Origin of the sequence: Micrococcus sp. 116 (assembly GCF_902506395.1) — a bacterium.
Taxonomy (GTDB): domain Bacteria; phylum Actinomycetota; class Actinomycetes; order Actinomycetales; family Micrococcaceae; genus Micrococcus; species Micrococcus luteus.
In genome coordinates this window covers 907,566-929,204 of the sequence record NZ_LR732370.1, presented here as the reverse complement: position 1 = coordinate 929,204, position 21,639 = coordinate 907,566, and the positions used below count along the sequence as shown (strand labels likewise).

Annotated in this window: 17 protein-coding genes; 5 read left to right on the top strand and 12 right to left on the bottom strand. The window is 72.9% G+C overall.

Features of this window, described 5'->3' with window-relative positions; genetic code table 11:
- The first annotated feature begins 27 nt into the window (after positions 1–27).
- The 3 genes from CITRIK5_RS04370 to CITRIK5_RS04360 are packed head-to-tail and all read left to right on the top strand — an operon-like array spanning position 28 to position 4,119.
- Complete coding sequence (locus CITRIK5_RS04370) at positions 28–1,629, top strand: glucose-6-phosphate isomerase (protein ID WP_155933091.1); 1,602 nt, start codon at positions 28–30, stop codon at positions 1,627–1,629.
- Positions 1,619–3,181 carry a glucose-6-phosphate dehydrogenase gene (gene zwf, locus CITRIK5_RS04365; RefSeq protein ID WP_044658946.1) on the top strand — a complete coding sequence of 521 codons (1,563 nt, stop codon included), beginning with the start codon at positions 1,619–1,621 and terminating at the stop codon, positions 3,179–3,181. Before CITRIK5_RS04370 ends, zwf begins: the two co-directional genes overlap by 11 nt.
- Positions 3,178–4,119, top strand: a complete 942-nt coding sequence (locus tag CITRIK5_RS04360) for a glucose-6-phosphate dehydrogenase assembly protein OpcA (protein ID WP_044658947.1) — start codon at positions 3,178–3,180, stop codon at positions 4,117–4,119. Before zwf ends, CITRIK5_RS04360 begins: the two co-directional genes overlap by 4 nt.
- A gap of 93 nt (positions 4,120–4,212) precedes the next feature.
- Here CITRIK5_RS04360 and secG read toward each other — a convergent pair whose 3' ends face one another.
- From secG to uvrA, 11 genes are all read right to left on the bottom strand, one after another.
- Entirely contained in the window at positions 4,213–4,464 is a 252-nt protein-coding gene (gene secG / locus CITRIK5_RS04355) for a preprotein translocase subunit SecG (RefSeq protein WP_036315286.1), read from the bottom strand.
- Positions 4,465–4,545: 81 nt separating this feature from the next.
- A complete protein-coding gene (gene tpiA, locus CITRIK5_RS04350; RefSeq protein WP_010078716.1) occupies positions 4,546–5,337 on the bottom strand; it encodes a triose-phosphate isomerase in 792 nt (263 codons plus the stop codon).
- 2 nt (positions 5,338–5,339) lie between these two features.
- Positions 5,340–6,587 carry a phosphoglycerate kinase gene (gene pgk, locus CITRIK5_RS04345; RefSeq protein WP_159833133.1) on the bottom strand — a complete coding sequence of 416 codons (1,248 nt, stop codon included), beginning with the start codon at positions 6,585–6,587 and terminating at the stop codon, positions 5,340–5,342.
- Between the two features lie 107 nt (positions 6,588–6,694).
- Positions 6,695–7,705 carry a type I glyceraldehyde-3-phosphate dehydrogenase gene (gene gap, locus CITRIK5_RS04340; RefSeq protein WP_044658949.1) on the bottom strand — a complete coding sequence of 337 codons (1,011 nt, stop codon included), beginning with the start codon at positions 7,703–7,705 and terminating at the stop codon, positions 6,695–6,697.
- A gap of 185 nt (positions 7,706–7,890) precedes the next feature.
- The gene (locus tag CITRIK5_RS04335; RefSeq protein WP_036315296.1) at positions 7,891–8,517 is read right to left on the bottom strand and encodes a superoxide dismutase; all 627 of its coding nucleotides are present in this window, start codon (positions 8,515–8,517) and stop codon (positions 7,891–7,893) included.
- A 149-nt stretch (positions 8,518–8,666) separates the two neighbouring features.
- The gene (gene whiA, locus CITRIK5_RS04330) at positions 8,667–9,632 is read right to left on the bottom strand and encodes a DNA-binding protein WhiA (protein ID WP_123243856.1); all 966 of its coding nucleotides are present in this window, start codon (positions 9,630–9,632) and stop codon (positions 8,667–8,669) included.
- A 31-nt stretch (positions 9,633–9,663) separates the two neighbouring features.
- Positions 9,664–10,710 (bottom strand): uridine diphosphate-N-acetylglucosamine-binding protein YvcK, encoded by a 1,047-nt coding sequence (yvcK, locus tag CITRIK5_RS04325; RefSeq protein WP_123243857.1) that lies wholly within the window; start codon positions 10,708–10,710, stop codon positions 9,664–9,666.
- Positions 10,707–11,603: an RNase adapter RapZ gene (rapZ, locus tag CITRIK5_RS04320; protein WP_070709578.1), complete on the bottom strand. Its 897-nt coding sequence runs from the start codon at positions 11,601–11,603 to the stop codon at positions 10,707–10,709. Before rapZ ends, yvcK begins: the two co-directional genes overlap by 4 nt.
- Positions 11,600–13,525, bottom strand: a complete 1,926-nt coding sequence (gene uvrC, locus CITRIK5_RS04315; RefSeq protein WP_036315391.1) for an excinuclease ABC subunit UvrC — start codon at positions 13,523–13,525, stop codon at positions 11,600–11,602. The genes rapZ and uvrC overlap by 4 nt, the downstream gene beginning before the upstream one ends.
- Positions 13,518–14,189: a 1-acyl-sn-glycerol-3-phosphate acyltransferase gene (locus tag CITRIK5_RS04310; RefSeq protein ID WP_036315306.1), complete on the bottom strand. Its 672-nt coding sequence runs from the start codon at positions 14,187–14,189 to the stop codon at positions 13,518–13,520. The genes uvrC and CITRIK5_RS04310 overlap by 8 nt, the downstream gene beginning before the upstream one ends.
- A gap of 40 nt (positions 14,190–14,229) precedes the next feature.
- The gene (gene uvrA / locus CITRIK5_RS04305; protein ID WP_159833131.1) at positions 14,230–17,214 is read right to left on the bottom strand and encodes an excinuclease ABC subunit UvrA; all 2,985 of its coding nucleotides are present in this window, start codon (positions 17,212–17,214) and stop codon (positions 14,230–14,232) included.
- A gap of 114 nt (positions 17,215–17,328) precedes the next feature.
- Between uvrA and CITRIK5_RS04300 the strand changes: the two genes are divergently transcribed.
- Positions 17,329–18,009, top strand: coding sequence for an MBL fold metallo-hydrolase (locus CITRIK5_RS04300; protein WP_036315309.1), 681 nt, complete (start codon positions 17,329–17,331; stop codon positions 18,007–18,009).
- 30 nt (positions 18,010–18,039) lie between these two features.
- On the opposite strand, the gene CITRIK5_RS04295 is transcribed toward CITRIK5_RS04300, so the two are convergent.
- Positions 18,040–18,963 (bottom strand): methyltransferase domain-containing protein, encoded by a 924-nt coding sequence (locus CITRIK5_RS04295; protein WP_159833129.1) that lies wholly within the window; start codon positions 18,961–18,963, stop codon positions 18,040–18,042.
- 42 nt (positions 18,964–19,005) lie between these two features.
- Between CITRIK5_RS04295 and CITRIK5_RS04290 the strand changes: the two genes are divergently transcribed.
- Positions 19,006–21,639, top strand: a complete 2,634-nt coding sequence (locus tag CITRIK5_RS04290; protein ID WP_123243858.1) for an RNA helicase — start codon at positions 19,006–19,008, stop codon at positions 21,637–21,639.

Sequence of the window (21,639 nt, the reverse complement as noted above, 5' to 3'; positions counted from 1 at the left end):
CTCGCCACGCGCACGGAAGGACCCCCCATGAGCACCCTCGGCCTCACCGCCACCGGAGCCGCCCTCGAGGCGATCGACCGCCATCTGCCCGCCCTCCTCCAGGACCGCGTCGCCTCCCGCCTCGGGGCGCAGGACGCCGACCTGTGGGGGGCGCCGGCCCGCGACGAGGCCGCCAAGCGGCTCGGCTGGATCGACCTGTTCGAGGACTCCCGCGCCCTCGTCCCGCACATCGCCCAGCTGACCCGGGAGCTGCGCGCCGAGGGCGTGGACCGCGTGCTCCTGGCGGGCATGGGCGGTTCGTCCCTGGCCCCCGAGGTGATCGCGGCGACGGCCGGCGTCGAGCTCGAGGTCCTGGACTCCACGGACCCGTTCCAGGTCTCCCGTGCCCTCGAGCGCGACCTCGAGCGGACCGTGCTGGTGGTCTCCTCCAAGTCCGGCTCCACCGTGGAGACCGACTCGCAGCGCCGCGTCGTCGAGGCCGCGTTCCGCGACGCCGGGATCGACCCCCGCACCCGCCTGGTCGCCGTCACGGACCCGGGCTCGCCGCTGCACGCCGCGTGCGAGTCCGCCGGCTGGCGCGCCGTCTTCACCGCGGACCCGACCGTGGGCGGGCGCTTCTCGGCTCTCACCGCGTTCGGCCTGGTCCCCACCGGCCTGGCCGGGGTGGACGTCGCGGCCCTGCTGGACGACGCGGAGGCCGTGCTCGACCTGCTGACCGCCGACGACGAGGACAACCCGGGCCTGCAGCTCGGCGCGGCCCTGGGCGGCACGCAGCCGCTGCGCGACAAGCTCGTCTTCGCCGACCACGGGTCCGGCATCGCCGGACTGCCGGCCTGGATCGAGCAGCTGATCGCCGAGTCCACGGGCAAGGACGGCACCGGGCTGCTGCCCGTCGTCGTCGCCCCCGGCGACCCCGAGACCGTGTGGGACGCCCCCGACCTGCTGCAGGTGCAGCTCGTCGGCGAGGACGACGTCGCGGCCCCGGGCCACGGCGTGCAGGTCGCCGGCTCGCTCGGCGCCCAGCTGCTGCTGTGGGAGGTGGCCACCGCGGTGGCCGGCCGCCTGCTCGGGATCAACCCCTTCGACCAGCCGGACGTGGAGGCCGCCAAGGCCGCCGCGCGCACCCTGCTGGACGGCCCCGCCGCCGAGCGGACGGCCGACGGTGAGGTGGAGGGCGTCGAGGTCTCCGGCCCGGCGTCCGTGACCTCTGCCCCGGACCTGGCCGGCGTGCTGCGCGCCACGGCCGCGCTGGTGCCCGAGGACGGCTACCTGGCGGTCCACGCCTACCTCTCCCGTCATGACGACGCCGAGCTCGAGGAGCTGCGCGCGGACCTGGCAGAGCTGGTCGGCCGCCCGGTCACGTTCGGCTGGGGTCCGCGGTTCCTGCACTCCACCGGACAGTTCCACAAGGGCGGCCCGGCCGTCGGCGTGTTCCTCCAGATCACGGGCGACGCCGGCCTGGACCTCGAGGTGCCCGGACGCCCGTTCTCCCTGGGCAGGCTCATCGCCGCGCAGGCCGCGGGCGACGCCCGGGTGCTGGGCGATCTCGGCCGCCCCGTGGTCACCCTGCACCTGCGCCGCCGCGACGCGGGCATCGAGGCCCTGAGGAACGCCGTCCGTGGCCGGTGAGTCCCGGACCGTCCCCCGCAACCCGCTGCGCGACCCCCGTGACCGGCGCCTGACCCGCATCGCGGGTCCGTCGGCCCTCGTGCTGTTCGGCGTGACGGGCGACCTGGCGAAGAAGAAGCTCCTGCCGGCCATGTACGACCTGGCCCAGCGCGGCCTGCTGCCGCCGGCGTTCTCCCTCGTCGGCTTCGGCCGCCGCGACTGGTCCGACGAGGAGTTCGCCGACTACGTGCGTGCCGCCGTGGAGGCCTCCTCCCGAACCACCTTCGACGAGACCGTGTGGGACCAGTTCCGGGGCGGCCTGCGCTTCGTCTCCGGCGCGTTCGACGACGAGGCGGCCTATGTCCGTCTCGACGAGGTGCTCGCCGAGCTCGAGACCTCACGCGGCACGCGCGGGAACACGGCGTTCTACCTCTCCATCCCGCCGGACTGGTTCGAGGCCGTCTCCCACCACCTGGCCGACCAGGGCCTGGCCGACCGGTCCCAGCCGGCCGACGGCCCGTGGCGCCGCGTGGTCATCGAGAAGCCCTTCGGCCACGACCTGGCCAGCGCGCAGGAGCTCAACGCCGTGATCGAGCGCGTCTTCCCCTCGGACGCCGTGTTCCGCATCGACCACTACCTCGGCAAGGAGACGGTGCAGAACATCCTCGCGTTCCGGTTCGCCAACCGGATGTTCGAGCCGCTCTGGAACGCGGAGCACGTGGACCACGTCCAGATCACGATGGCCGAGGACATCGGCATCGGCGGACGGGCGAGCTACTACGACGGCGTGGGCGCGGCCCGCGACGTCATCCAGAACCACCTCCTGCAGCTGCTCGCGTTCACGGCGATGGAGGAGCCGATCTCGTTCGACGCGGACCACCTGCGCGCGGAGAAGGAGAAGGTCCTCGAAGCCGTGACCGTCCCGGACACGCCCGAGGGACTCGCGGGGGCCTCCGCCCGCGGCCAGTACACCTCCGGCTGGCAGGGCGGCGAGCAGGTCACGGGCTTCCTCGACGAGGAGGGCTTCAACCCGGCGTCCGTCACGGAGACGTACGCCGCGCTCAAGGTGGGCATCCGCACGCGCCGTTGGCAGGGCGTCCCGTTCTACCTGCGGGCCGGCAAGCGCCTCGGCCGGCGGGTGACGGAGATCGCCGTCGTCTTCAAGAAGCCCCCGCACCTGCTGTTCCCCGTCCACGACGGGGACGAGTTCGGGCAGAACGTCATCGTCATCCGGGTGCAGCCGGACGAGGGCGTCACCATCCGCTTCGCGTCCAAGGTGCCCGGCACGCAGACCGAGATCCGCGACGTCACGATGGACTTCGGCTACGGCCACGCCTTCACCGAGGACTCCCCCGAGGCGTACGAACGGCTCATCCTCGACGTACTCCTCGGGGAGCCGCCGCTGTTCCCGCGTCAGGCCGAGGTGGAGCTGTCCTGGCGGATCGTGGACCCGTTCGAGGAGCACTGGGCGAGCCTGGGCACCCAGCCCGAGCCCTACGCCCCGGGCACGTGGGGCCCGCCCTCGGCCGACGCCCTCATGGCCCGCGACGGACGAAGCTGGAGGCGCCCGTGAAGATCCGCATGCAGGACACCACCACCTCCCAGGTGGCCAAGCGCATCACGCAGCTGCGCGAGAAGAGCGGGGTCGTGACCCTCGGCCGCGTCCTCACGCTCGTGATCAGCACGGACGACGCCGGCATCGAGTCCGCCGTCCAGGCCGCCAACGCGGCCTCGTTGGAGCACCCGTGCCGCATCATCGTCCTGGCCCTGGGCGACCCTGCGGCACCCACCCGCCTGGACGCCGAGATCCGGGTCGGCGGCGACGCCGGCGCCTCCGACGTCGTGGTGCTGTGGTGCGCCGGGGAGAACGCCCACGCCGATGAGTCGCTCGTCTCCGGGCTGCTCCTGCCCGATGCGCCCATCGTCGCGTGGTGGCCCGGGGTGCCGCCCGAGGTCCCCTCGGCGACGGCGCTCGGTCGCCTGGCCCACCGCCGGATCACGGACACGGCATCGGCGTCCGCGGCCGAGCCCGCCCTGTGGGCTCTGCGCGCGGGCCACCATGAGGGCGACACCGACCTGGCCTGGACGCGCCTGACGCTGTGGCGGATCCAGGTGGCCGGGATCTTCGACACGCTCGACGTGGCCACCCTGCGCTCGGTGACGGTGGACGGGGCGCCGGACTCCCCCAGCACCATGCTGCTCGCGGCGTGGCTCACCCTGACCCTGAAGGTGCCCGTGACGATCGCGCACTCGAAGGTCGGCCACGGGATCCGTGCGGTGCGCCTGCGGTGCACGGACGGGGACGTGGTGCTCTCCCGCTCGCAGTCGCAGGTGGCCCGGCTCTATCAGCAGGGCCGGCCGGTGCAGCGCATCTCCCTGCCACGCCGGACGATCCAGGACTGCCTGGCCGAGGAGCTGCGCCGCCTGGACCCGGACGAGGTCTTCGGCGCCGTGCTCCACCAGGGCCTGCCGCGCACGGACCTCTCCCCCGTGCAGGCCTCCGAACGCTGAGGGGCCCCCGGCGCCCCACCGGTCCGGGACGCGCGAACGCCCCGCACGGATCTTCCGTGCGGGGCGTTCGCGTCGGGGCCCGGCGGGGCGGCCTCAGGACTCCATGGTCAGTCGCGGCAGGACGCCGAGCAGGGCGATCACGACACCCCAGGCGACCACGGAGCCGACGGTCAGGCGGGTGAGCAGACGCTGGGCGGAGCCCGAGGAGCTCATCGAGCTGGTCACGCCGCCGCCGAACATGTCCGAGACGCCGCCGCCGCGGCCCTTGTGCAGCAGGATGAGCAGCACGATGACCACGCTGAGCACGACCACGAGGATCTGCAGGGCCAGGGTCAGGACGTCCACGGGAGGGCTCCTCGGGTCGAGGTGCGGCCCCGGCGCGCGCCGGGGCCGTCACGGAGAATGCGGTCGGTCGGGCCGGACGGATCAGGCCTGGTCGAACCGGACGATCTTAGCAAACTCGTCCGCGTCGAGGCTGGCGCCGCCCACGAGGGCGCCGTCCACGTCCGGCTGCGCCAGCAGCGCCGGCGCGCTGGAGGACTTCACGGAGCCGCCGTAGAGGATCCGCAGTCCGGCGGCGACGTCGTCGCCGTGCAGTGCGGCCACGCGGGCGCGCAGGGCCGCGCACATCTGCTGCGCGTCCTCGGGGCCGGCGACCTCGCCCGTGCCGATCGCCCATACGGGCTCGTAGGCGACGACGACGCCGGCCACGTCCTGCGCCGACAGGCCCGCGATCGAGCCCTCCAGCTGGGCGAGCGTGTGCTCGACGTGCCGGCCGGCCTGGCGCACCTCCAGGCCCTCGCCCACGCAGATCACCGGGGTGAGGCCGTGGCGCAGGGCCGCGGCGGCCTTGCGCGCGACGAGGGCGTCGTCCTCCCCGTGGAGGGTGCGGCGCTCGGAGTGGCCCACGATCGCGTAACGGCACCCCAGCGCGGCCAGGAACGCGCCGGAGACGTCGCCCGTGTAGGCGCCGGCGTCCTCGGGCGAGAGGTCCTGCGCGCCGTAGACGAGGTCCAGGCGGTCGCCGGTGACGAGCGTCTGCACGGACCGCAGGCCCGTGAAGGGCGGGAACACCGCGACCTCCACGGCCTCCTGGTCATGGTCCGCGTCCGAGAGGAGCCACGTGAGGCGCTGCACCAGGGTGACGGCCTCGAGGTGGTCCAGGTTCATCTTCCAGTTGCCCGCGATCAGCGGCACGCGCGTGGTCTGCTCCGCCATGCTCACGCCCGCCCCTCGCCGGCCAGGGCGGTGACGCCCGGCAGCTCCTTGCCCTCGAGGTATTCGAGGGAGGCGCCGCCACCGGTGGAGATGTGGCCGAACGCGTCGTCGGCGAAGCCGAGCGTGCGCACGGCCGCCGCGGAGTCGCCGCCGCCGACCACCGACAGGCCGCCGGCCGCGGAGGCCTCGGTGAGGGCCTGGGCCACCGCCCGGGTGCCCTCCGCGAAGGCCGGGAACTCGAACACGCCCATGGGGCCGTTCCAGAACACGGTCTGGGCGCCGCGGATCTGCTCGGCGAACGCCCGGGCCGTCTCGGGGCCGATGTCCAAGCCCATGGCGGACGCGCCGTGCGCGCCCGAGGTGAGGGCGTCCGCGGCCAGGACCTCGTGCTCGGCGTCGGCCGCGAAGCCGGAGGCCATCACGATGTCCGTGGGGAGCACGATGCGGGCGGCCCCGGCCTCGGAGCGGCGCAGGTATTCGCGAACGGTGTCGAGCTGGTCCTCCTCGAGCAGGGAGGCGCCCACCTCGTGGCCCTGCGCCTTGAGGAAGGTGAAGAGCATGCCGCCGCCGATCAGCAGCATGTCGGCCTTGTCCAGCAGGTTGTCGATCACGGCCAGCTTGTCCGAGACCTTCGACCCGCCCAGCACGACGACGTAGGGCCGCTCCGGGGACTCGGTCAGGCGGGTGAGCACCTCGAGCTCGGCGGCGACCAGCGGGCCCTGGTAGGCCGGCAGCTGCGCCGCGACGTCGAACACGGAGGCGTGCTTGCGGTGGACCGCGCCGAACGCGTCGCCCACGTAGGCACCGTCCGCGCCGGCCAGGGCAGCCATCTCCCCGGCGAGTGCGGCGCGCTCGGCATCGTCCTTGGAGGTCTCGCGGGCGTCGAAGCGCACGTTCTCCAGCAGCAGCACCTGGCCGTCCTGCAGGGCGGCGGCGTGGGCGCGCGCGTCGTCCCCGGTCACGTCTGCGGCCAGGGCGACGTCGGCGCCCAGCAGCTCGGCCATGCGCGCGGCGACCGGACGGAGGGAGTACGCGGGGTCGGGCTCACCCTTGGGGCGGCCCAGATGGGCCATGACGATCACGCGGGCCCCGGCCTCCGCCAGGTCCCGGATCGCGGGCAGCGAGGCACGGATGCGGCCGTCGTCGGTGACGGTGTCCCCGTCCAGCGGGACGTTCAGGTCGGACCGGATGAGCACGGTGCGGCCGGCGACGCCGGCCTCGAGCAGATCGGTGAGGGTCGGTGCGGGCATGATGCCTCCTGGGGTGCCGGAGCGGGGTCGGTTCACGGTGCAGTCTAGGCGGACGGCCCGGGCCGACGGAGGAACCGTCGGCCCGGGCCGTCGGGCGCCGTGCGGGCTCAGAGCTTCGAGCCGATGAGGTCTGCGAAGTCCATGAGCTGGGAGGTGTAGCCGTACTCGTTGTCGTACCAGCCGATGATCTTCACGGTCTGGCCGATGGACTTGGTCAGCGGGGCGTCGAAGGTGCACGCCGCCGGGGAGGTGATGATGTCCGAGGACACGATCGGGTCCTCCGAGTAGACCAGGCGGCCCTGCAGCGGACCGGACTCCGCGGCCTTCTTGAACGCCGCGTTGATCTCCTCGACCTCCACGTGGCGCGTCAGCTCCACGGTCAGGTCGGTGGCCGAGCCGGTGATGGTGGGCACCCGCATGGCGAAGCCGTCGAGCTTGCCCTTCAGCTCCGGGATGACCTCGCCGATGGCCTTGGCCGCGCCCGTGGAGGTGGGCACCATGTTCTGGGCGGCGGCGCGCGCCCGACGGCGATCCTTCTTGTGCACGTTGTCGTGCAGGTTCTGGTCGCCGGTGTACGCGTGGATCGTGGTCATGATGCCGTCCACGATGCCGAACTCGTCGTTGAGGACCTTCGCCATCGGGGCCAGGCAGTTCGTGGTGCACGAGGCGTTCGAGACGATGTGCATCGACTCCGCGTCGTAGGTGTGCTCGTTCACACCCATCACGAAGGTGCCGTCGACCTCCTTGGCGGGAGCGGAGATGAGGACCTTCTTGGCCCCGGCGTCGAGGTGGGCCTGCGCCTTGGGGCCGGTCGTGAAGATGCCGGTGCACTCGATGACCAGGTCCACGCCGAGCTCACCCCACGGCAGCTTCGTCGGGTCGGCCTCCTGGAAGAACGCGACGTCGCGGCCGTCGATGCGGAACCCCTTCTCGGTCCGCTCCAGCTCGCCCGGGTAGCGGCCCAGGATGGTGTCGTACTTGGTGAGCCAGAACAGGTCCTCGGGGTCGGCGAGGTCGTTCACGGCGACCAGCTCGAGGCCCTCGTGGCCGCGGTCCCTGAGCACGCGCACGATGTTGCGTCCGATGCGGCCGTAGCCGTTGATGGCGATCTTGGTCATGGTGGTCTCTCTCGTTAGTTCGCGTTGCGTGGTCCCCGTGGCGGTGGGTCCGGGGCGGTACGGTCGAGCGGTCGCGCCCGGTCCGGGCGCGCGGTGGGGACAGGGCCGGAGCGCCGAGCCCCTCCCCGCATCGGGGCGCTGACGTCGTGGGGCCACGACATCAGCGCCCCGGTGCGCGGTGTGGATCAGGCCGGGAGGATCAGGCCGGAGGCGCCGGCGCGGGCGGCCTCGAAGCGGGCCTGCACGTCGGCCCAGTTCACGATGTTCCAGATCGCCTTGACGTAGTCCGCCTTGACGTTCTGGTAGTCGAGGTAGAAGGCGTGCTCCCACATGTCCAGCTGGAACAGCGGGATGGTGGCGACCGGCACGCCGTTCTGCTGGTCGTAGAACTGCTCGATCACCAGGTTGCCGCCGATGGGCTCGTAGGCCAGCACGGCCCAGCCGGAGCCCTGGATGCCGAGGGCGGCGGCGGTGAAGTGGGCCTGGAACTGGTCGAACGAGCCGAAGTACTCGTCGATGGCGGCGGCCAGCTCGCCGGTCGGCTTGTCGCCGCCCTCCGGCGAGAGGTTCTTCCAGAAGATCGAGTGGTTCGTGTGCCCGCCCAGGTTGAAGGCGAGGTCCTTCGACAGCTGGTTCACGGAGCCGAAGTCGCCGGCCTCACGCGCGGCGGCCAGCTTCTCCAGGGCGGTGTTCGCGCCCTTGACGTACGTGGCGTGGTGCTTGGAGTGGTGCAGCTCCATGATGCGGGCCGAGATGTGCGGCTCCAGCGCGGCGTAGTCGTAGTCCAGCTCCGGAAGGGTGTATTCGGTCATGCTTCCTCCTTGGTCAGGCGAGGCTGCGGGCAGGACGCCCTCGGCCTCCACCTCGGGCAACCTCGCGTCTCGGCGGCGTATTCCGTCCGTCTCCATTGTGATCGGGGGCGGAGCGCCGGGGCCAGATCCCGTCGACGGTGATCCCGCGCTCAGCCCTCGGAGGCCGCGTCCGTCCCGGGGATGCCCCGCTCGGCGGCCCGCTTGTCCGCCATGGCCAGCAGCCGGCGGATGCGCCCGGCGACGGCGTCCTTGGTCATCGGCGGGTCCGCGAGGCGGCCGAGCTCGTCGAGGGAGGCCTGCTTGTGCTCGAGGCGCAGCCGTCCCGCGTAGCGAAGGTGGTCGGGCACCTCGTCCCCGAGGATCTCGAGGGCCCGCTCCACCTTCGCCCCGGCCGTGACAGCGGCCTGGGCGGAACGGCGCAGGTTGGCGTCGTCGAAGTTCGCGAGGCGGTTGGCGGTGGCCCGGACCTCTTTGCGCTCGCGCCGCTCGCGCCAGAGGGTCGCGGTCTGCTCCGCGCCGACGGCGGCGAGCAGCGTGGCGATCGCCTCGCCGTCGCGGACCACGACGCGGTCCGACTGACGCACCTCGCGTGCCTTCGCCGCCACGCGGAGCCGACGCGCGGCCCCCACCAGCGCGAGCGCGGCCTCCGGGCCCGGCGTGGTCACCTCGAGGGCCGCCGAGCGGCCGGGCTCGGTGAGGGAGCCGTGGGCCAGCAGGGCCCCGCGCCACACGGCGGCGGTGGCCGCCGTCGTCCCGCTGACGAGGACCGGCGCGAGGCCACGCACGGGCCGTCCCCGCTGGTCGATGAGCCCGGTCTGCCGGGCGAGGTCCTCTCCCCCGCGCACGACCCGGAGCACGTACCGCTGACCACGGCGCAGGTTGCCGCCGGAGACCACCACGATCTCCGGGGCCAGGCCGTACAGGTCGGTGATGGCGGCGCGCAGGCGGCGCACGCTGGCGCCGTGGTCCAGCTCCGCCTCCACGACGACGCGGCCGGCCACGAGGTGCAACCCCCCGGCGAACCGCAGCATCGCCGCGGTCTCCGCCCGCCGCTCCGGGGTCGCGGCGACCGGCACACGGGCCAGCTCCTCCTTGAGGGTCATGGTCAGCGCCATGCTCGTGCTCCTTCTCGGCGAGGTGCGCGCGTCAGTGGGTCATCGCCTCGTCGATCGCGACGGCCAGGCGCAGCGGGTCGTGGACCTGGGGATCCTGGGCACTGCTCACTCTACTGAACGCCACGCGCGCGCCCATCCGGGCCGCCTCGGCCTCCACCGCCGCCCGGTCGGTGACCGCGTCCACGTCGGCGATCACCACGTCCAGCCGGAGGTCCGGCGCATAGGAGCGCAGCACCTTGAGGTGGTCGGCGTGGGTGAGGCCGGTGGTCTCCTGGTCTCCCGTGCGCAGGTTCAGCACCATGAGGCGCCGGGCGGCGGTGGCGGCGAGGGCCGCGCGCACGTCCGGCATCAGCAGGTGCGGCAGCACCGACGTGTACAGCGAGCCGGGTCCGAGCACCACCCAGTCGGCCAGCTCGATCGCCGAGAGCGCCTCCGGGGTGGCGGGGGCGTCGGACGGGCTCAGGCGGACGTCGGTGACGCGCCCCTCGAACGCGGCGACCGCGAGGGCCACCTGGCCCTCCACGCATCGGGTGCGCAGGCGGCCGTCCGGGCCGGCGCTGAGCACGTCCCCGCCGATGGTCAGCGGCACCCGCGAGACCGGCAGGACCTCGCCGTGCGCCCGCAGCAGGGCGCCGGCCCAGCGCAGCCCGTCCACCGGGTCGCCCAGCAGCTCCCAGAGGGCGACGATCAGGAGGTTCCCGAGCGCGTGGTTGTCCAGGGTGGCCTGGTCCGCGGGCACCTCGGTGGAGCGGAAGCGGTGCTGCATGACGTGGGCCCAGGTCCGACCCCAGTCGGTGTCGTCGCACAGGGCGGCCAGCGCCATGCGGAGGTCGCCGGGCGGCAGCACCGCCATCTCCCGGCGGATGGTGCCGGAGGAGCCGCCGTCGTCCGCCACCGTGACGACGGCCGTGAGGTGCCCGGCCACGTGCCGCAGGGCCGCGAGGGACGCGGAGAGGCCGTGGCCGCCGCCGAGGGCGGTGACCCGGGCCGTGGGGCGGGACATGCCGGCGCCCACCCCGCGCCCTTCCGAACCCATCCCGGGCGGCAGGGGCAGCTGGCCGGTGAGCGGGGACGTCATTCGCGCCCCATGTCCCGGTGCTGGACGTGCACCGTGACGTGGGGCACCTGGGCCAGGCGCCGGGCGAGCTCCTCGGCGACGGCCACGGAGCGGTGCTTGCCGCCCGTGCAGCCGATGGCGAGCGTGGCGTAGTGCTTGTTCTCCCGCCGGTAGCCCTCGAACACCGGCCCCAGCATGGCGACGTACGCGCGCAGGAAGTCCTCGACACCGGGGCGGGAGAGCACGTAGTCCGCGACCGCGGCCTCCGTGCCCGTGTGCGGACGCAGCGCCGGCACCCAGTGGGGGTTGGGGATGAAGCGCATGTCCGCCACGAAGTTCGCGTCCGCCGGGACGCCGTACTTGAACCCGAAGCTCATGATGGTCAGGCGCAGCGTGACGGGGCCGGACTCCGAGAACAGCTCGGTGATCTCCGTGGCCAGGCCGTGCACGTTCAGCTCGGTGGTGTCCACCACGACGTCGGCACGCGCCTTGAGAGGCTCGACGACGTCCCGCTCCGCGCGGATGCCGTCCAGCAGCCGGGCGTTGCCCTGCATCGGGTGGGGGCGGCGGCCGGCCTCGAAGCGTTGCAGGAGGACGTGGTCCTCCGCATCGAGGAACACGGTGCGATACTCCACTCCGCTGTTGGCCAGGTGCTGCAGGGCGGCGTACAGCTCCTCGAAGTAGGAGCGCGAGCGCACGTCCACCACGATCGCTAGGCGCGGGAACGCCTCCGGCGAGCGGGCGATGAGCTCGGCCAGCGTGCCGAACAGGGCCGGCGGCATGTTCTCCACCACGTCCCAGCCGTGGTCCTCGAGCGCGTGCGCGGCGGTGGTCCGTCCGGCGCCGGACATCCCGGCGATCACGAGCACCTCGGATGTCGGCGGCTTCTCCGGCTGGAGGGTCTCCTCGATCATGACTCCACTGTATCCGCGGGCGTGTCGGCCGTGAGCGCCGTGTGGACGGCCTCGGCCAGCCGCGGCCCGATGCCGGCGACCTCGGTCAGCCGGTCCACGCCGGCGGCCCGGATCTCGGCGACGGAGCCGAAGTGGTTCAGCAGCGCGGTGCGCTTGGCCGGGCCCAGGCCCGGGATCCCATCCAGGGCGGAGACGGTCATCGCCTTGGACCGCCGGCTGCGGTGGCCCGCGATCGCGAACCGGTGCGACTCGTCACGGATGCGCTGGAGCAGGTACAGGCCCTCCGAGGTGCGCGGCAGGACCACCGGGAACTCGTCGCCCGGCAGCCACACCTCCTCGAGCCGCTTGGCCAGCCCGACCACGGGCAGGTCGTCCAGGCCCAGCTCCTCGAGGACCGCCGCGGCCGCGGCCACCTGGGGCGGGCCGCCGTCGACCACCACGAGCGAGGGCGGGTACGCGAAGCGGCGCCCCGCCTCCTGATCGTCCCCCTCGACCTGGCCGGAGAGCGGGGCGCCCTCCGCGCGCTCCTTGGCCAGGCGGGCGAAACGACGCCGCAGGACGTCGCGCAGGGACGCCGTGTCGTCCCGGGCGGCCTCCCCCGTGACGTTGAAGCGGCGGTAGTCCTTCTTCTTCGGCAGCCCGTCCTCCATGACGACCATCGAGCCGACCACGTTGGTGCCCTGGGAGTGGGAGATGTCGTAGCACTCGATGCGCAGCAGGGGCTCGGTGATCTCCAGGGCCTCCTGCAGCTCCCGCAGGGCGGCGGAGCGGGTGGTGAGGTCCCCGGACCGCCGCGACTTGTGCAGCTTGAGGGCCATCTCCGCGTTCTCCCGGACGGTCTCCATGAGGTCCGCCTTCGAGCCCCGCCGGGGCACGCGCACGGCGACCCGGGACCCGCGCAGGCCCGAGAGCCACTCGGTGAGCTGTGCGGCGTCGTCGGGCTCGACCGGGACGAGGATCTCGTGCGGGATGCGCTCCGGCCCCTCGAGGTCGCCGTAGACCTGCTGGAGCAGGTGCGCGACCATCTCCGGCTCGGCGACGTCCTCCACGCGCTCCATGACCCAGCCGCGCTGGCCGCGGATGCGACCCTGCCGGACGTGGAACACCTGCACCGCGACCTCCAGCTCGTCCGCGTGCAGGGCGAAGATGTCCGCCTCCGTGTTCTCCGGCAGCACCACGGCGTTGCGCTCGAACACGCGGCGCAGCGCGGCGATGTCGTCCCGCAGCCGGGCCGCGTCCTCGTAGCGCAGCTCCTCGACGGCGCGGGCCATGGCCTTCTCCAGCTCGCGGATGAACCGGTTCGCATCCCCGGCCATGAAGTCGCAGAAGTCCTGGGCCAGCGCGCGATGGTCCGCCGGGCTGATCCGGCCCACGCAGGGCGCCGAGCACTTGCCGATGTAGCCGAGCAGGCACGGCCGGTCCTGGGCGCGGGCCCGCTTGAACACGCCGGCCGAGCACGTGCGGACCGGGAAGACGCGCAGCATCAGGTCCACGGTCTCCCGGATCGCCTTGGCCGGGTGGAACGGGCCGAAGTACTTCACGCCGGGCTTCCGGTCGCCGCGCATCACCTGGACGCGCGGGAACTGCTCGTTCATAGTCACGGCCAGGTAGGGGTACGACTTGTCGTCCCGGTACATGATGTTGAACCGGGGGCGATACTCCTTGATCCACGTGTACTCGAGCTGGAGCGCCTCCAGCTCGGAGCCGACGACGGTCCACTCGACCGCGGCCGCCGTGAACACCATGGTCCGGGTCTTGGTGGCCAGCCGAGCCGGGTCCTGGAAATAGGAGCTCAGGCGGGCGCGCAGGTTCTTCGCCTTGCCGACGTAGACGACGCGTCCGTCCGCGTCGCGGAAGCGGTAGACGCCGGGCGACGTGGAGATCTCGCCCGGAGCCGGGCGGTAGGAGGCCGGATCAGCCACGGGCGCCCGGGGCGGCGTTGTAGGCGTCCACGCGCTCCTGCCCCGAGAGCGCGCCGATGGCGTCCATGATCGCCGCCGTCGCGTCGCGGCGCTGCGGCAGGGTGTGTCGACGCCCGGGGTGGCCGAAGTCCAGGGGCGCGCCCACGCGCACGGAGAACCGGTGGGGACGGAAGCCGTTCGTGTCCGGCGGCTGGAGGTGCTGCGTGCCGACGAGGCCCACGGGCACCACGGGTGCGCCGGTGGCCAGGGCCAGCCAGGCCGCACCGGTGCGGCCGCGGTAGAGGCGGCCGTCGCGGCTGCGGGTGCCCTCCGGGTAGATGCCGACGCCCTGGCCGGACTCGAGCAGGCCCACGAGGGACTCGAGCGCGGCCACGGAGGCGGCCTGCTCGCCCCGGCGGACGGGGACGGAGCCCACGGACTCGAAGAACCGCCGCCGGACGCGGCCCCGCAGGCCCGTGCCCGTGAAGTACTCCTCCTTGGCGAAGAAGTGGACCGGGCGGGGGGCGAGGGCCTGGAGGATCACCGAGTCGACGAAGGACAGGTGGTTGGAGGCCATGACGAAGGGGCCCCGCGCAGGGACGTGCTCCATGCCGACGACCTCGGGGCGGCAGGTGAGCCGCAGGAGCGCGGCGGCGCTCCTGCGCACGGGCTCCGACGTCGCCATGGCTCTCCTTCGTCCGCGTCCTGCGTGGGCGGGGTCCATGCTACGCGAGCAGTTCCGCGAGGAACCGGCCCGTGTGGCTCTCCGCGACGTGTGCGACCTCCTCCGGCGTGCCCGCGGCCACGATCGTGCCGCCCCCGGAGCCGCCCTCGGGGCCGAGGTCGATCACGTGGTCGGCACTCTTGATCACGTCGAGGTTGTGCTCGATGGTGAGCACCGTGTTGCCCTTGTCCACGAGGGACTGGAGCACGTGCAGGAGCTTGCGGATGTCGTCGAAGTGCAGCCCCGTGGTCGGCTCGTCCAGCACGTAGATGGTGCGGCCGTTGGAGCGCTTCTGGAGCTCGGCCGCCAGCTTCACGCGCTGGGCCTCGCCGCCCGAGAGCGTGGTGGCGGGCTGGCCCAGGCGGACGTAGCCCAGACCGACGTCGACGAGCGTGTCCAGGTACCGCGAGATGCGGGTGTACGCGCTGAAGAAGTCCGCGGCCTCCTCGATCGGCATGTCGAGGACCTCGGCGATGTTCTTGCCCTTGTAGGTGACCTCGAGCGTCTCCCGGTTGTACCGGGCCCCGTGGCACACCTCGCACGGCACGTAGACGTCCGGCAGGAAGTTCATCTCGATCTTCAGCGTGCCGTCGCCCGCGCACGCCTCGCAGCGCCCGCCCTTGATGTTGAAGGAGAACCGGCCCTGCTGGTAGCCCCGGACCTTCGCCTCGGGGGTCTCCGCGAAGAGCTTGCGGATCGCGTCGAACACGCCCGTGTAGGTGGCGGGGTTGGAGCGCGGCGTGCGCCCGATGGGGCTCTGGTCCACGTGGACCACCTTGTCCAGGTGCTCGAGCCCCTCCACGGACCGGTGCCGGCCGGGCACGAGCTTGGCGCCGTTGAGCCGGTTGGCCAGGACCTTGTAGAGGATCTCGTTGATCAGCGTGGACTTGCCGGAGCCGGACACGCCCGTCACGGCGGTGAGGACCCCGAGCGGGACCTCCACCGAGACGTCCTTCAGGTTGTTCTCCTGGGCCCCGCGGACCGTCAGCATGCGCCCCTTCTCCGGGACGCGACGCCGCTCCGGCACCGCGATGGAGCGGCGGCCGGAGAGGTAGTCGCCGGTGACGGACCGCGTGTTCGCCTTGAGATCCGCCAGGGAGCCCGAGTGCACGACCTCGCCGCCGTGCTCGCCCGCGCGAGGACCGATGTCCACGATCCAGTCCGCCTCGGCGATCGTGTCCTCGTCGTGCTCGACGACGATGAGGGTGTTGCCGAGGTCCCGCAGGCGCAGGAGGGTCTCGATGAGGCGGCGGTTGTCCCGCTGGTGCAGGCCGATGGACGGCTCGTCGAGCACGTAGAGGACGCCGACCAGCCCGGAGCCGATCTGCGTGGCCAGGCGGATGCGCTGGGCCTCGCCTCCGGAGAGGGTGCCGGCCGGCCGCTCCAGGTTGAGGTACTCGAGGCCGACGTCCAGCAGGAACGCCAGCCGGGCCAGGATCTCCTTGAGCACCTGGTCCGCGATCTGCCGCTCGCGGTCCGTCAGTCGCAGCCCCGAGAAGAACTCCATGGCCTCCCGCATGGGCAGGCGGGTGGCGTCCGCGATGGACAGGCCGCCCACGAGCACGTTCAGGACCGTGGGGTTGAGGCGGGCCCCGTGGCACGCCGGGCACGGGATCTCCCGCATGAACGACTCGTAGCGCTCGCGGGCGCCGTCCGACTCGGTCTCCCCGTGCTTGCGCATCACGTAGGGGATGACGCCCTCGAAGCCCGTGGTGTAGCGGCGCTCGCGGCCGAACCGGTTGCGGAACGTCACCTCCACCTTGAAGTCCTTGCCGTGCAGGACGGCGTCGCGCTCCGCCTCCGTCAGGTCCTTCCACGGGGTGTCCAGGGAGAAGCCCATCTCCTTGCCCAGCCCGCCGAGCACGCGCAGCCAGTAGTCCGAGGTGGACTTGCCGAGCGACCACGGCACGACGGCGCCCTCGCGCAGGGACAGCTCGTCGTTGGCGACGACGAGGTCCGGGTCCACCTGCAGACGGGAGCCGATGCCGGTGCACTCGGGGCACGCGCCGAACGGGTTGTTGAAGGAGAACGAGCGCGGCTCGATCTCGTCCACGGTCTGCTCGTGCCCGTTGGGGCAGGAGAGCTTCTCGGAGAACGAGCGGTACCGGGGGTTGCCCTCGGCGTCCCGCCCGCCGAACTCCGCGGTGTTCTTCCTGCCCTTCTCGGCGACCGGCTCCACGTCCACGAACTCGGCCACGACGAGGCCGTCCGCCAGCTTCAGGGCGGTCTCCACCGAGTCGGTGAGGCGCTGGCGGATGCCCTCCTTCATGGCGAGGCGGTCCACGACGACGGCGATGGTGTGCTTGACCTGCTTCTTCAGCACGGGCGGGTCCGAGAGCTGGACGGTCTCCCCGTCCACGACGGCGCGGGCGAAGCCCTGCGTGGACAGGTCCTTGAACAGGTCCACGAACTCGCCCTTGCGGCCGCGGACCACGGGCGCGAGCACCTGGAAGCGGGTGCGCTCGGGCAGCTCCTCGAGCTGGTCCACGATCTGCTGCGGGGTCTGCCGGCTCACCGGCTCGCCGCACTGCGGGCAGTGCGGCACCCCGACACGCGCCCAGAGCAGGCGCATGTAGTCGTAGATCTCGGTGATGGTCCCCACCGTGGAGCGCGGGTTGCGGTTGGTCGACTTCTGGTCGATGGACACGGCCGGGGACAGGCCCTCGATGAAGTCCACGTCCGGCTTGTCCACCCGGCCCAGGAACATGCGGGCGTAGGAGGAGAGCGACTCGACGTAGCGTCGCTGGCCCTCGGCGAAGATCGTGTCGAAGGCCAGGGAGGACTTGCCCGAGCCGGACAGACCCGTGAACACGACCATGGCGTCCCGCGGGAAGCTGACGTCCACGTCCTTCAGGTTGTGCTCGCGGGCGCCCTGGACGACGATGCGGTCCCGCTCGCCCGAGCGCGCGCCGCCGGGGCCGGAGGCGAGGCCGCCGGGGTGGGCCTCGACGGCGGAGGAGACGGTGGTGGAGGAGTTCTTGGGCACGCGGCCAGCATAGGGGCGGGTACGGACACGACACCGGGGTCTCGCCTGTGGGCGAACCCACCGCGGGCCGGGCCCGCCCTGGCGCCTCACCGCCCCGTCCGTACACTGTTGCGCATGCCCGAGACCGCCCGGAACCGCCTCCTGCACGATCTGCCCGCCGTCACGGTGCGCACCTGCTCCGTGTCGGAGATGGACAACAACGTGTACCTGCTCACCTCCAAGACCACGGGGGCGCAGGTGCTGATCGACGCCGCCGCCGAGGCCGAGGCCATCCGCGACCTCATCGCCTCGGCCGCGGACGACACCCCGTGCGAGCCGCGCCTCGAGATGATCGTCACCACGCATCGACACTGGGACCACGTGCGCGCGTTGCCGGCGCTGGCCTCCCTGACCGGGGCCCGCACGGCGGCCGGCGAGGACGACGCCGACGCGATCGCCGAGGCCACGGGGGTCGCCCCCGACGTGCGCCTGCGCCACGGGGACACCGTGGGGGCGGACGGGCTCCGGCTCGAGGTGGTGGCCCTGCGCGGCCACACGCCCGGGTCCATCGCGCTGGTGTGCCGCCCCGAGGCGGACGAGCCGGCCGTGCTCTTCACCGGCGACTCCCTCTTCCCGGGCGGGGTGGGCAACACCGAGGGCGACGACGGCCGGTTCCGTCAGCTGTTCACGGACGTGAGCGATCGGATCTTCGACGCGTTCGACGACGACGTGGTGGTCCACCCCGGCCACGGCGCCTCCACGACCCTGGGCGCCGAGCGCCCCCACCTGCCGGAGTGGGCCGAGCGCGGCTGGTGACGGTGCGCCCGGGCGGTCCCGGGCCCAGCGTCAGGCCGGCTTCTGCCCCGCCATGAACAGGCGCCGGGCCGGGAAGATCGTGACCGGGCCGCCGTCGTCGGCCGTGACGCCGGGCACCGGCGGGTACGCCTCGCGCATGGCGGCGCGGTACCGGTCCACGAACGCCTCGAGCAGCCCGGCGCCCTCGGCGGCGCCCTCCTCGGCGTCCCAGCGGGCCAGAGCCTGCAGGCTCGGTCGCAGGGCCGCGCCGGAGGTCCATCGGAACACCGGGTCCTCGCCCGTCAGCACCTGCTGGTACTCCGTCTCCCAGACGACCGGGGACCACCCCGCCTCGAGGAACAGCCGCGTGTACTCCTCGGGCGGCGCCACGGTGCGGGTCGTCGCCACCCCGTGCAGCGGCTCGGAGAAGGCCGGGTCCTCCGCCAGCGCCACGATCGCCGCATGGGAGGGCTGCTCGTAGGGCCGCGGGATCTGCGCCGCGAACCACGCCCCCGGCGTGAGGTCCCCGAGCCAGCGCCGGATCAGGCGACGGTGCGTCGGGATCCACTGGAGCATCGCGTTGGACACCACGACGTCCGTCGCCCCCGACGGGCGCCACTGCGAGGCGTCGACCGCCTCGAAGCGCAGGTTGGCGGGGGCACCCGTGCGGGCCGCCTGCTCTCGGGCCCGCTCGAGCATCGCGGGCGAGTCGTCCAGACCGATCACCTCGGCGTCCGGCCAGCGCTCGGCCAGCGTCCGGGTCAGGGTCCCCGGGCCGCAGCCCAGGTCCACCACGACGCGCGGCGCCTCGGCGCGCACGCGCCCCACCAGGTCGTGGAAGGGGCGGGCGCGGTGCTCGGCGAAGCCCTCGTACTGCGCGGGATCCCAGGTGAACCCCCCGCCCTCTCGGCCGGTCACGTCCCCCACGACGGCGTCGGTGTCCGGGTGCGGGCTCTCGGGCGCGATCTGACTCATGGCGGCACCGTATCGCGCGGAGCGGCCGATACCCTGGGGGCGATGACTTCTGCCGCCACGAACCCGCCCTCGCTGACCGACCGCATCGACGCCCTCCCGCCGACCCCGGACGCCGACGACGTCTTCGGGGCCTTCGCGGCCTGGACCGAGGACCGCGGCATCGCGCTCTACCCCGCCCAGGAGGAGGCCGCCCTCGAGCTGGTCCAGGGCCGGCACGTGATCCTGGCGACGCCCACCGGCTCCGGCAAGTCCCTGGTGGCGCTGGCCGCGCACGCCGACGCGCTCGCCCACGACGCCGTCTCCTACTACACGGCGCCGATCAAGGCGCTCGTCTCGGAGAAGTTCTTCGCGCTGGTGGACGTGTTCGGCGCGGAGAACGTCGGCATGGTCACGGGTGACTCCACCGTCAACGGTGACGCCCCCATCATCTGCTGCACCGCCGAGATCCTCGCCAACCGCGCGCTGCGCGAGGGCTCGGGCATGGAGATCGGCACCGTGGTGATGGACGAGTTCCACTACTACGCGGACCCCTCCCGCGGCTGGGCCTGGCAGGTGCCCCTCCTCGAGCTGCCGCAGGCCCGGTTCCTGCTGATGTCGGCCACCCTCGGCGACACGACCCGCCTCGAGGCGGACCTGACCGAGCGCACCGGGCGCGAGGTCGCCGTCGTCGCCCACGCGGAGCGCCCCATCCCGCTGACGTTCGAGTGGTCCGAGGTGCCGCTGCAGGAGAAGGTCGAGGAGCTCGTGAGCACCCGCCAGGCACCGGTGTACATCGTGCACTTCTCGCAGCTGGACGCCGTGGAGACGGCCCAGGGGCTGTCCTCGATCTCGGTGACGTCCAGGGAGGAGAAGGAGGCGATCGCCGCGCGGATCGCCGGCTTCCGCTTCTCCGCGGGCTTCGGGCACACGCTCAACCGCCTCGTCCGGGCGGGCATCGGCGTGCACCACGCGGGCATGCTGCCCAAGTACCGCCGCCTCGTGGAGAAGCTGGCCCAGGACGGGCTGCTCAAGGTCATCTGCGGCACGGACACGCTCGGCGTCGGGATCAACGTGCCGATCCGCACCGTGCTGCTCACCGCGCTCTCCAAGTTCGACGGCGAGAAGACCCGCCTGCTCCAGGCCCGCGAGTTCCACCAGATCGCCGGCCGGGCGGGCCGGGCCGGCTTCGACACCTCCGGCACCGTGGTGGTCCAGGCCCCCGAGCACGTGATCGAGAACAAGGCGGCCGAGCGCAAGGCCGCGGCGAAGTTCGCGAACGTCAAGGACGAGGCCGAGCGGGCCAAGCGCATGAAGCAGTCCGTGAAGTCCGGCAAGCGCAAGACCCCGCCGGCCGGCTTCGTCTCGTGGGGGCCGGCGACGTTCGAGCGCCTCGTCTCCGCCGAGCCGGAGCCGCTGGTCTCCCGCATGCGGATCACGCACTCCATGCTGCTGAACATCCTCGACCGGCCCGGCGACCCGGTCATCGCGGTCCGGCGCCTGCTGCGCGGCACCCACGAGACCCCGGCCCGCCAGGCGGTGCTCATGCGCCGCGCGCTCGGGATCTTCCGGGAGCTGCTGGCCACGGGCGTCGTCGAGCGTCTGCCCGAGCCGGACGCCGAGGGCCGCACCGTGGACCTCACGGTGGACCTGCAGCCGGACTTCGCGCTCAACCAGCCGCTCTCCCCCTTCGCCCTCGCCGCGCTCGACCTGCTGGACCCGGCCGATCCCGACCACGCGCTCGACGTCGTCTCCGTGATCGAGGCGACCCTCGACCCGCCGCGCCAGGTGCTCTCCGCCCAGGTCAAGCACGCCAAGGGCGAGGCCGTGGCCGCCATGAAGGCCGAGGGCATGGACTACAACGACCGCATGCGGGCCCTCGACGAGATCACCCACCCGCGGCCGCTGGCCGAGCTCCTCGAGCAGCAGTTCGAGCTCTACCGGCAGGACGCCCCGTGGCTCGCGGAGTTCGAGCTGACCCCCAAGTCCGTGGTGCGCGACATGTTCGAGCGGGCCATGGGCTTCGGCGACTACGTGCGGTTCTACGGGATCGCCCGGTCCGAGGGCGTGCTGCTGCGCTACCTCACGGACGCGGTCAAGGCACTGCGCCACACCGTCCCCGAGGCGGCCCGCACCGAGGAGCTCCAGGTGCTGCTGGACTGGCTCGACGAGATGGTGAAGCAGACCGACTCGTCCCTCCTGGAGGAGTGGGAGGACCTGGTGGCCGGGGACATCGACGAGCTGCGCCGGGACATGGAGGCGCTCGAGCCGCCGGCCCCGCCTCGCCTGACGGACAACGAGCCCGTGTTCCGGGTGATGGTCCGCAACGCGATGTTCCAGCGGGTGCGCCTGTTCGGCGACGAGCGGGACGAGGCGCTCGCGCGCCTGTCCGGCGAGCTGTCCGCCGACGACTGGGCCGACGCCCTCGACGCCTACTTCGACGACCACGAGGACATCGACGACGGCCCCGCCGCGCGCGGCCCCGAGCTGTTCCGCGTGGCCGCGGCCCCCGACGTCGCCGCCCCGCTGGAGCTGGCCGGCCCGCGCTGGTGGGCGGTGCGGCAGGTCCTGAAGGACCCGGACGGGGACCTGGACCACGGGATCAACGCCGTGGTCGACCTGGACGCCTCCGACGAGGCGGGCCATCCCGTGATCCGGGTGGTCTCCGTGGGCGCGCCCGAGTCCGGGTGGGGCCTGTGA

Excerpts from the sequence above, each read along its gene's own strand:
- tpiA (WP_010078716.1), bottom strand. The coding sequence starts at position 5,337 with ATGGCGGAGCAGACCACGCGCGTGCCGCTGATCGCGGGCAACTGGAAG.
- yvcK (WP_123243857.1), bottom strand. The coding sequence starts at position 10,710 with ATGACGTCCCCGCTCACCGGCCAGCTGCCCCTGCCGCCCGGGATGGGT.
- whiA (WP_123243856.1), bottom strand. The coding sequence starts at position 9,632 with ATGGCGCTGACCATGACCCTCAAGGAGGAGCTGGCCCGTGTGCCGGTC.
- CITRIK5_RS04335 (WP_036315296.1), bottom strand. The coding sequence starts at position 8,517 with ATGACCGAATACACCCTTCCGGAGCTGGACTACGACTACGCCGCGCTG.
- CITRIK5_RS04310 (WP_036315306.1), bottom strand. The coding sequence starts at position 14,189 with ATGGCGACGTCGGAGCCCGTGCGCAGGAGCGCCGCCGCGCTCCTGCGG.
- CITRIK5_RS04295 (WP_159833129.1), bottom strand. The coding sequence starts at position 18,963 with ATGAGTCAGATCGCGCCCGAGAGCCCGCACCCGGACACCGACGCCGTC.
- pgk (WP_159833133.1), bottom strand. The coding sequence starts at position 6,587 with ATGCCCGCACCGACCCTCACCGATCTGCTCGAGGCCGGCGTCGCCGGC.
- CITRIK5_RS04370 (WP_155933091.1), top strand. The coding sequence starts at position 28 with ATGAGCACCCTCGGCCTCACCGCCACCGGAGCCGCCCTCGAGGCGATC.
- CITRIK5_RS04300 (WP_036315309.1), top strand. The coding sequence starts at position 17,329 with ATGCCCGAGACCGCCCGGAACCGCCTCCTGCACGATCTGCCCGCCGTC.
- rapZ (WP_070709578.1), bottom strand. The coding sequence starts at position 11,603 with ATGATCGAGGAGACCCTCCAGCCGGAGAAGCCGCCGACATCCGAGGTG.
- CITRIK5_RS04290 (WP_123243858.1), top strand. The coding sequence starts at position 19,006 with ATGACTTCTGCCGCCACGAACCCGCCCTCGCTGACCGACCGCATCGAC.
- gap (WP_044658949.1), bottom strand. The coding sequence starts at position 7,705 with ATGACCAAGATCGCCATCAACGGCTACGGCCGCATCGGACGCAACATC.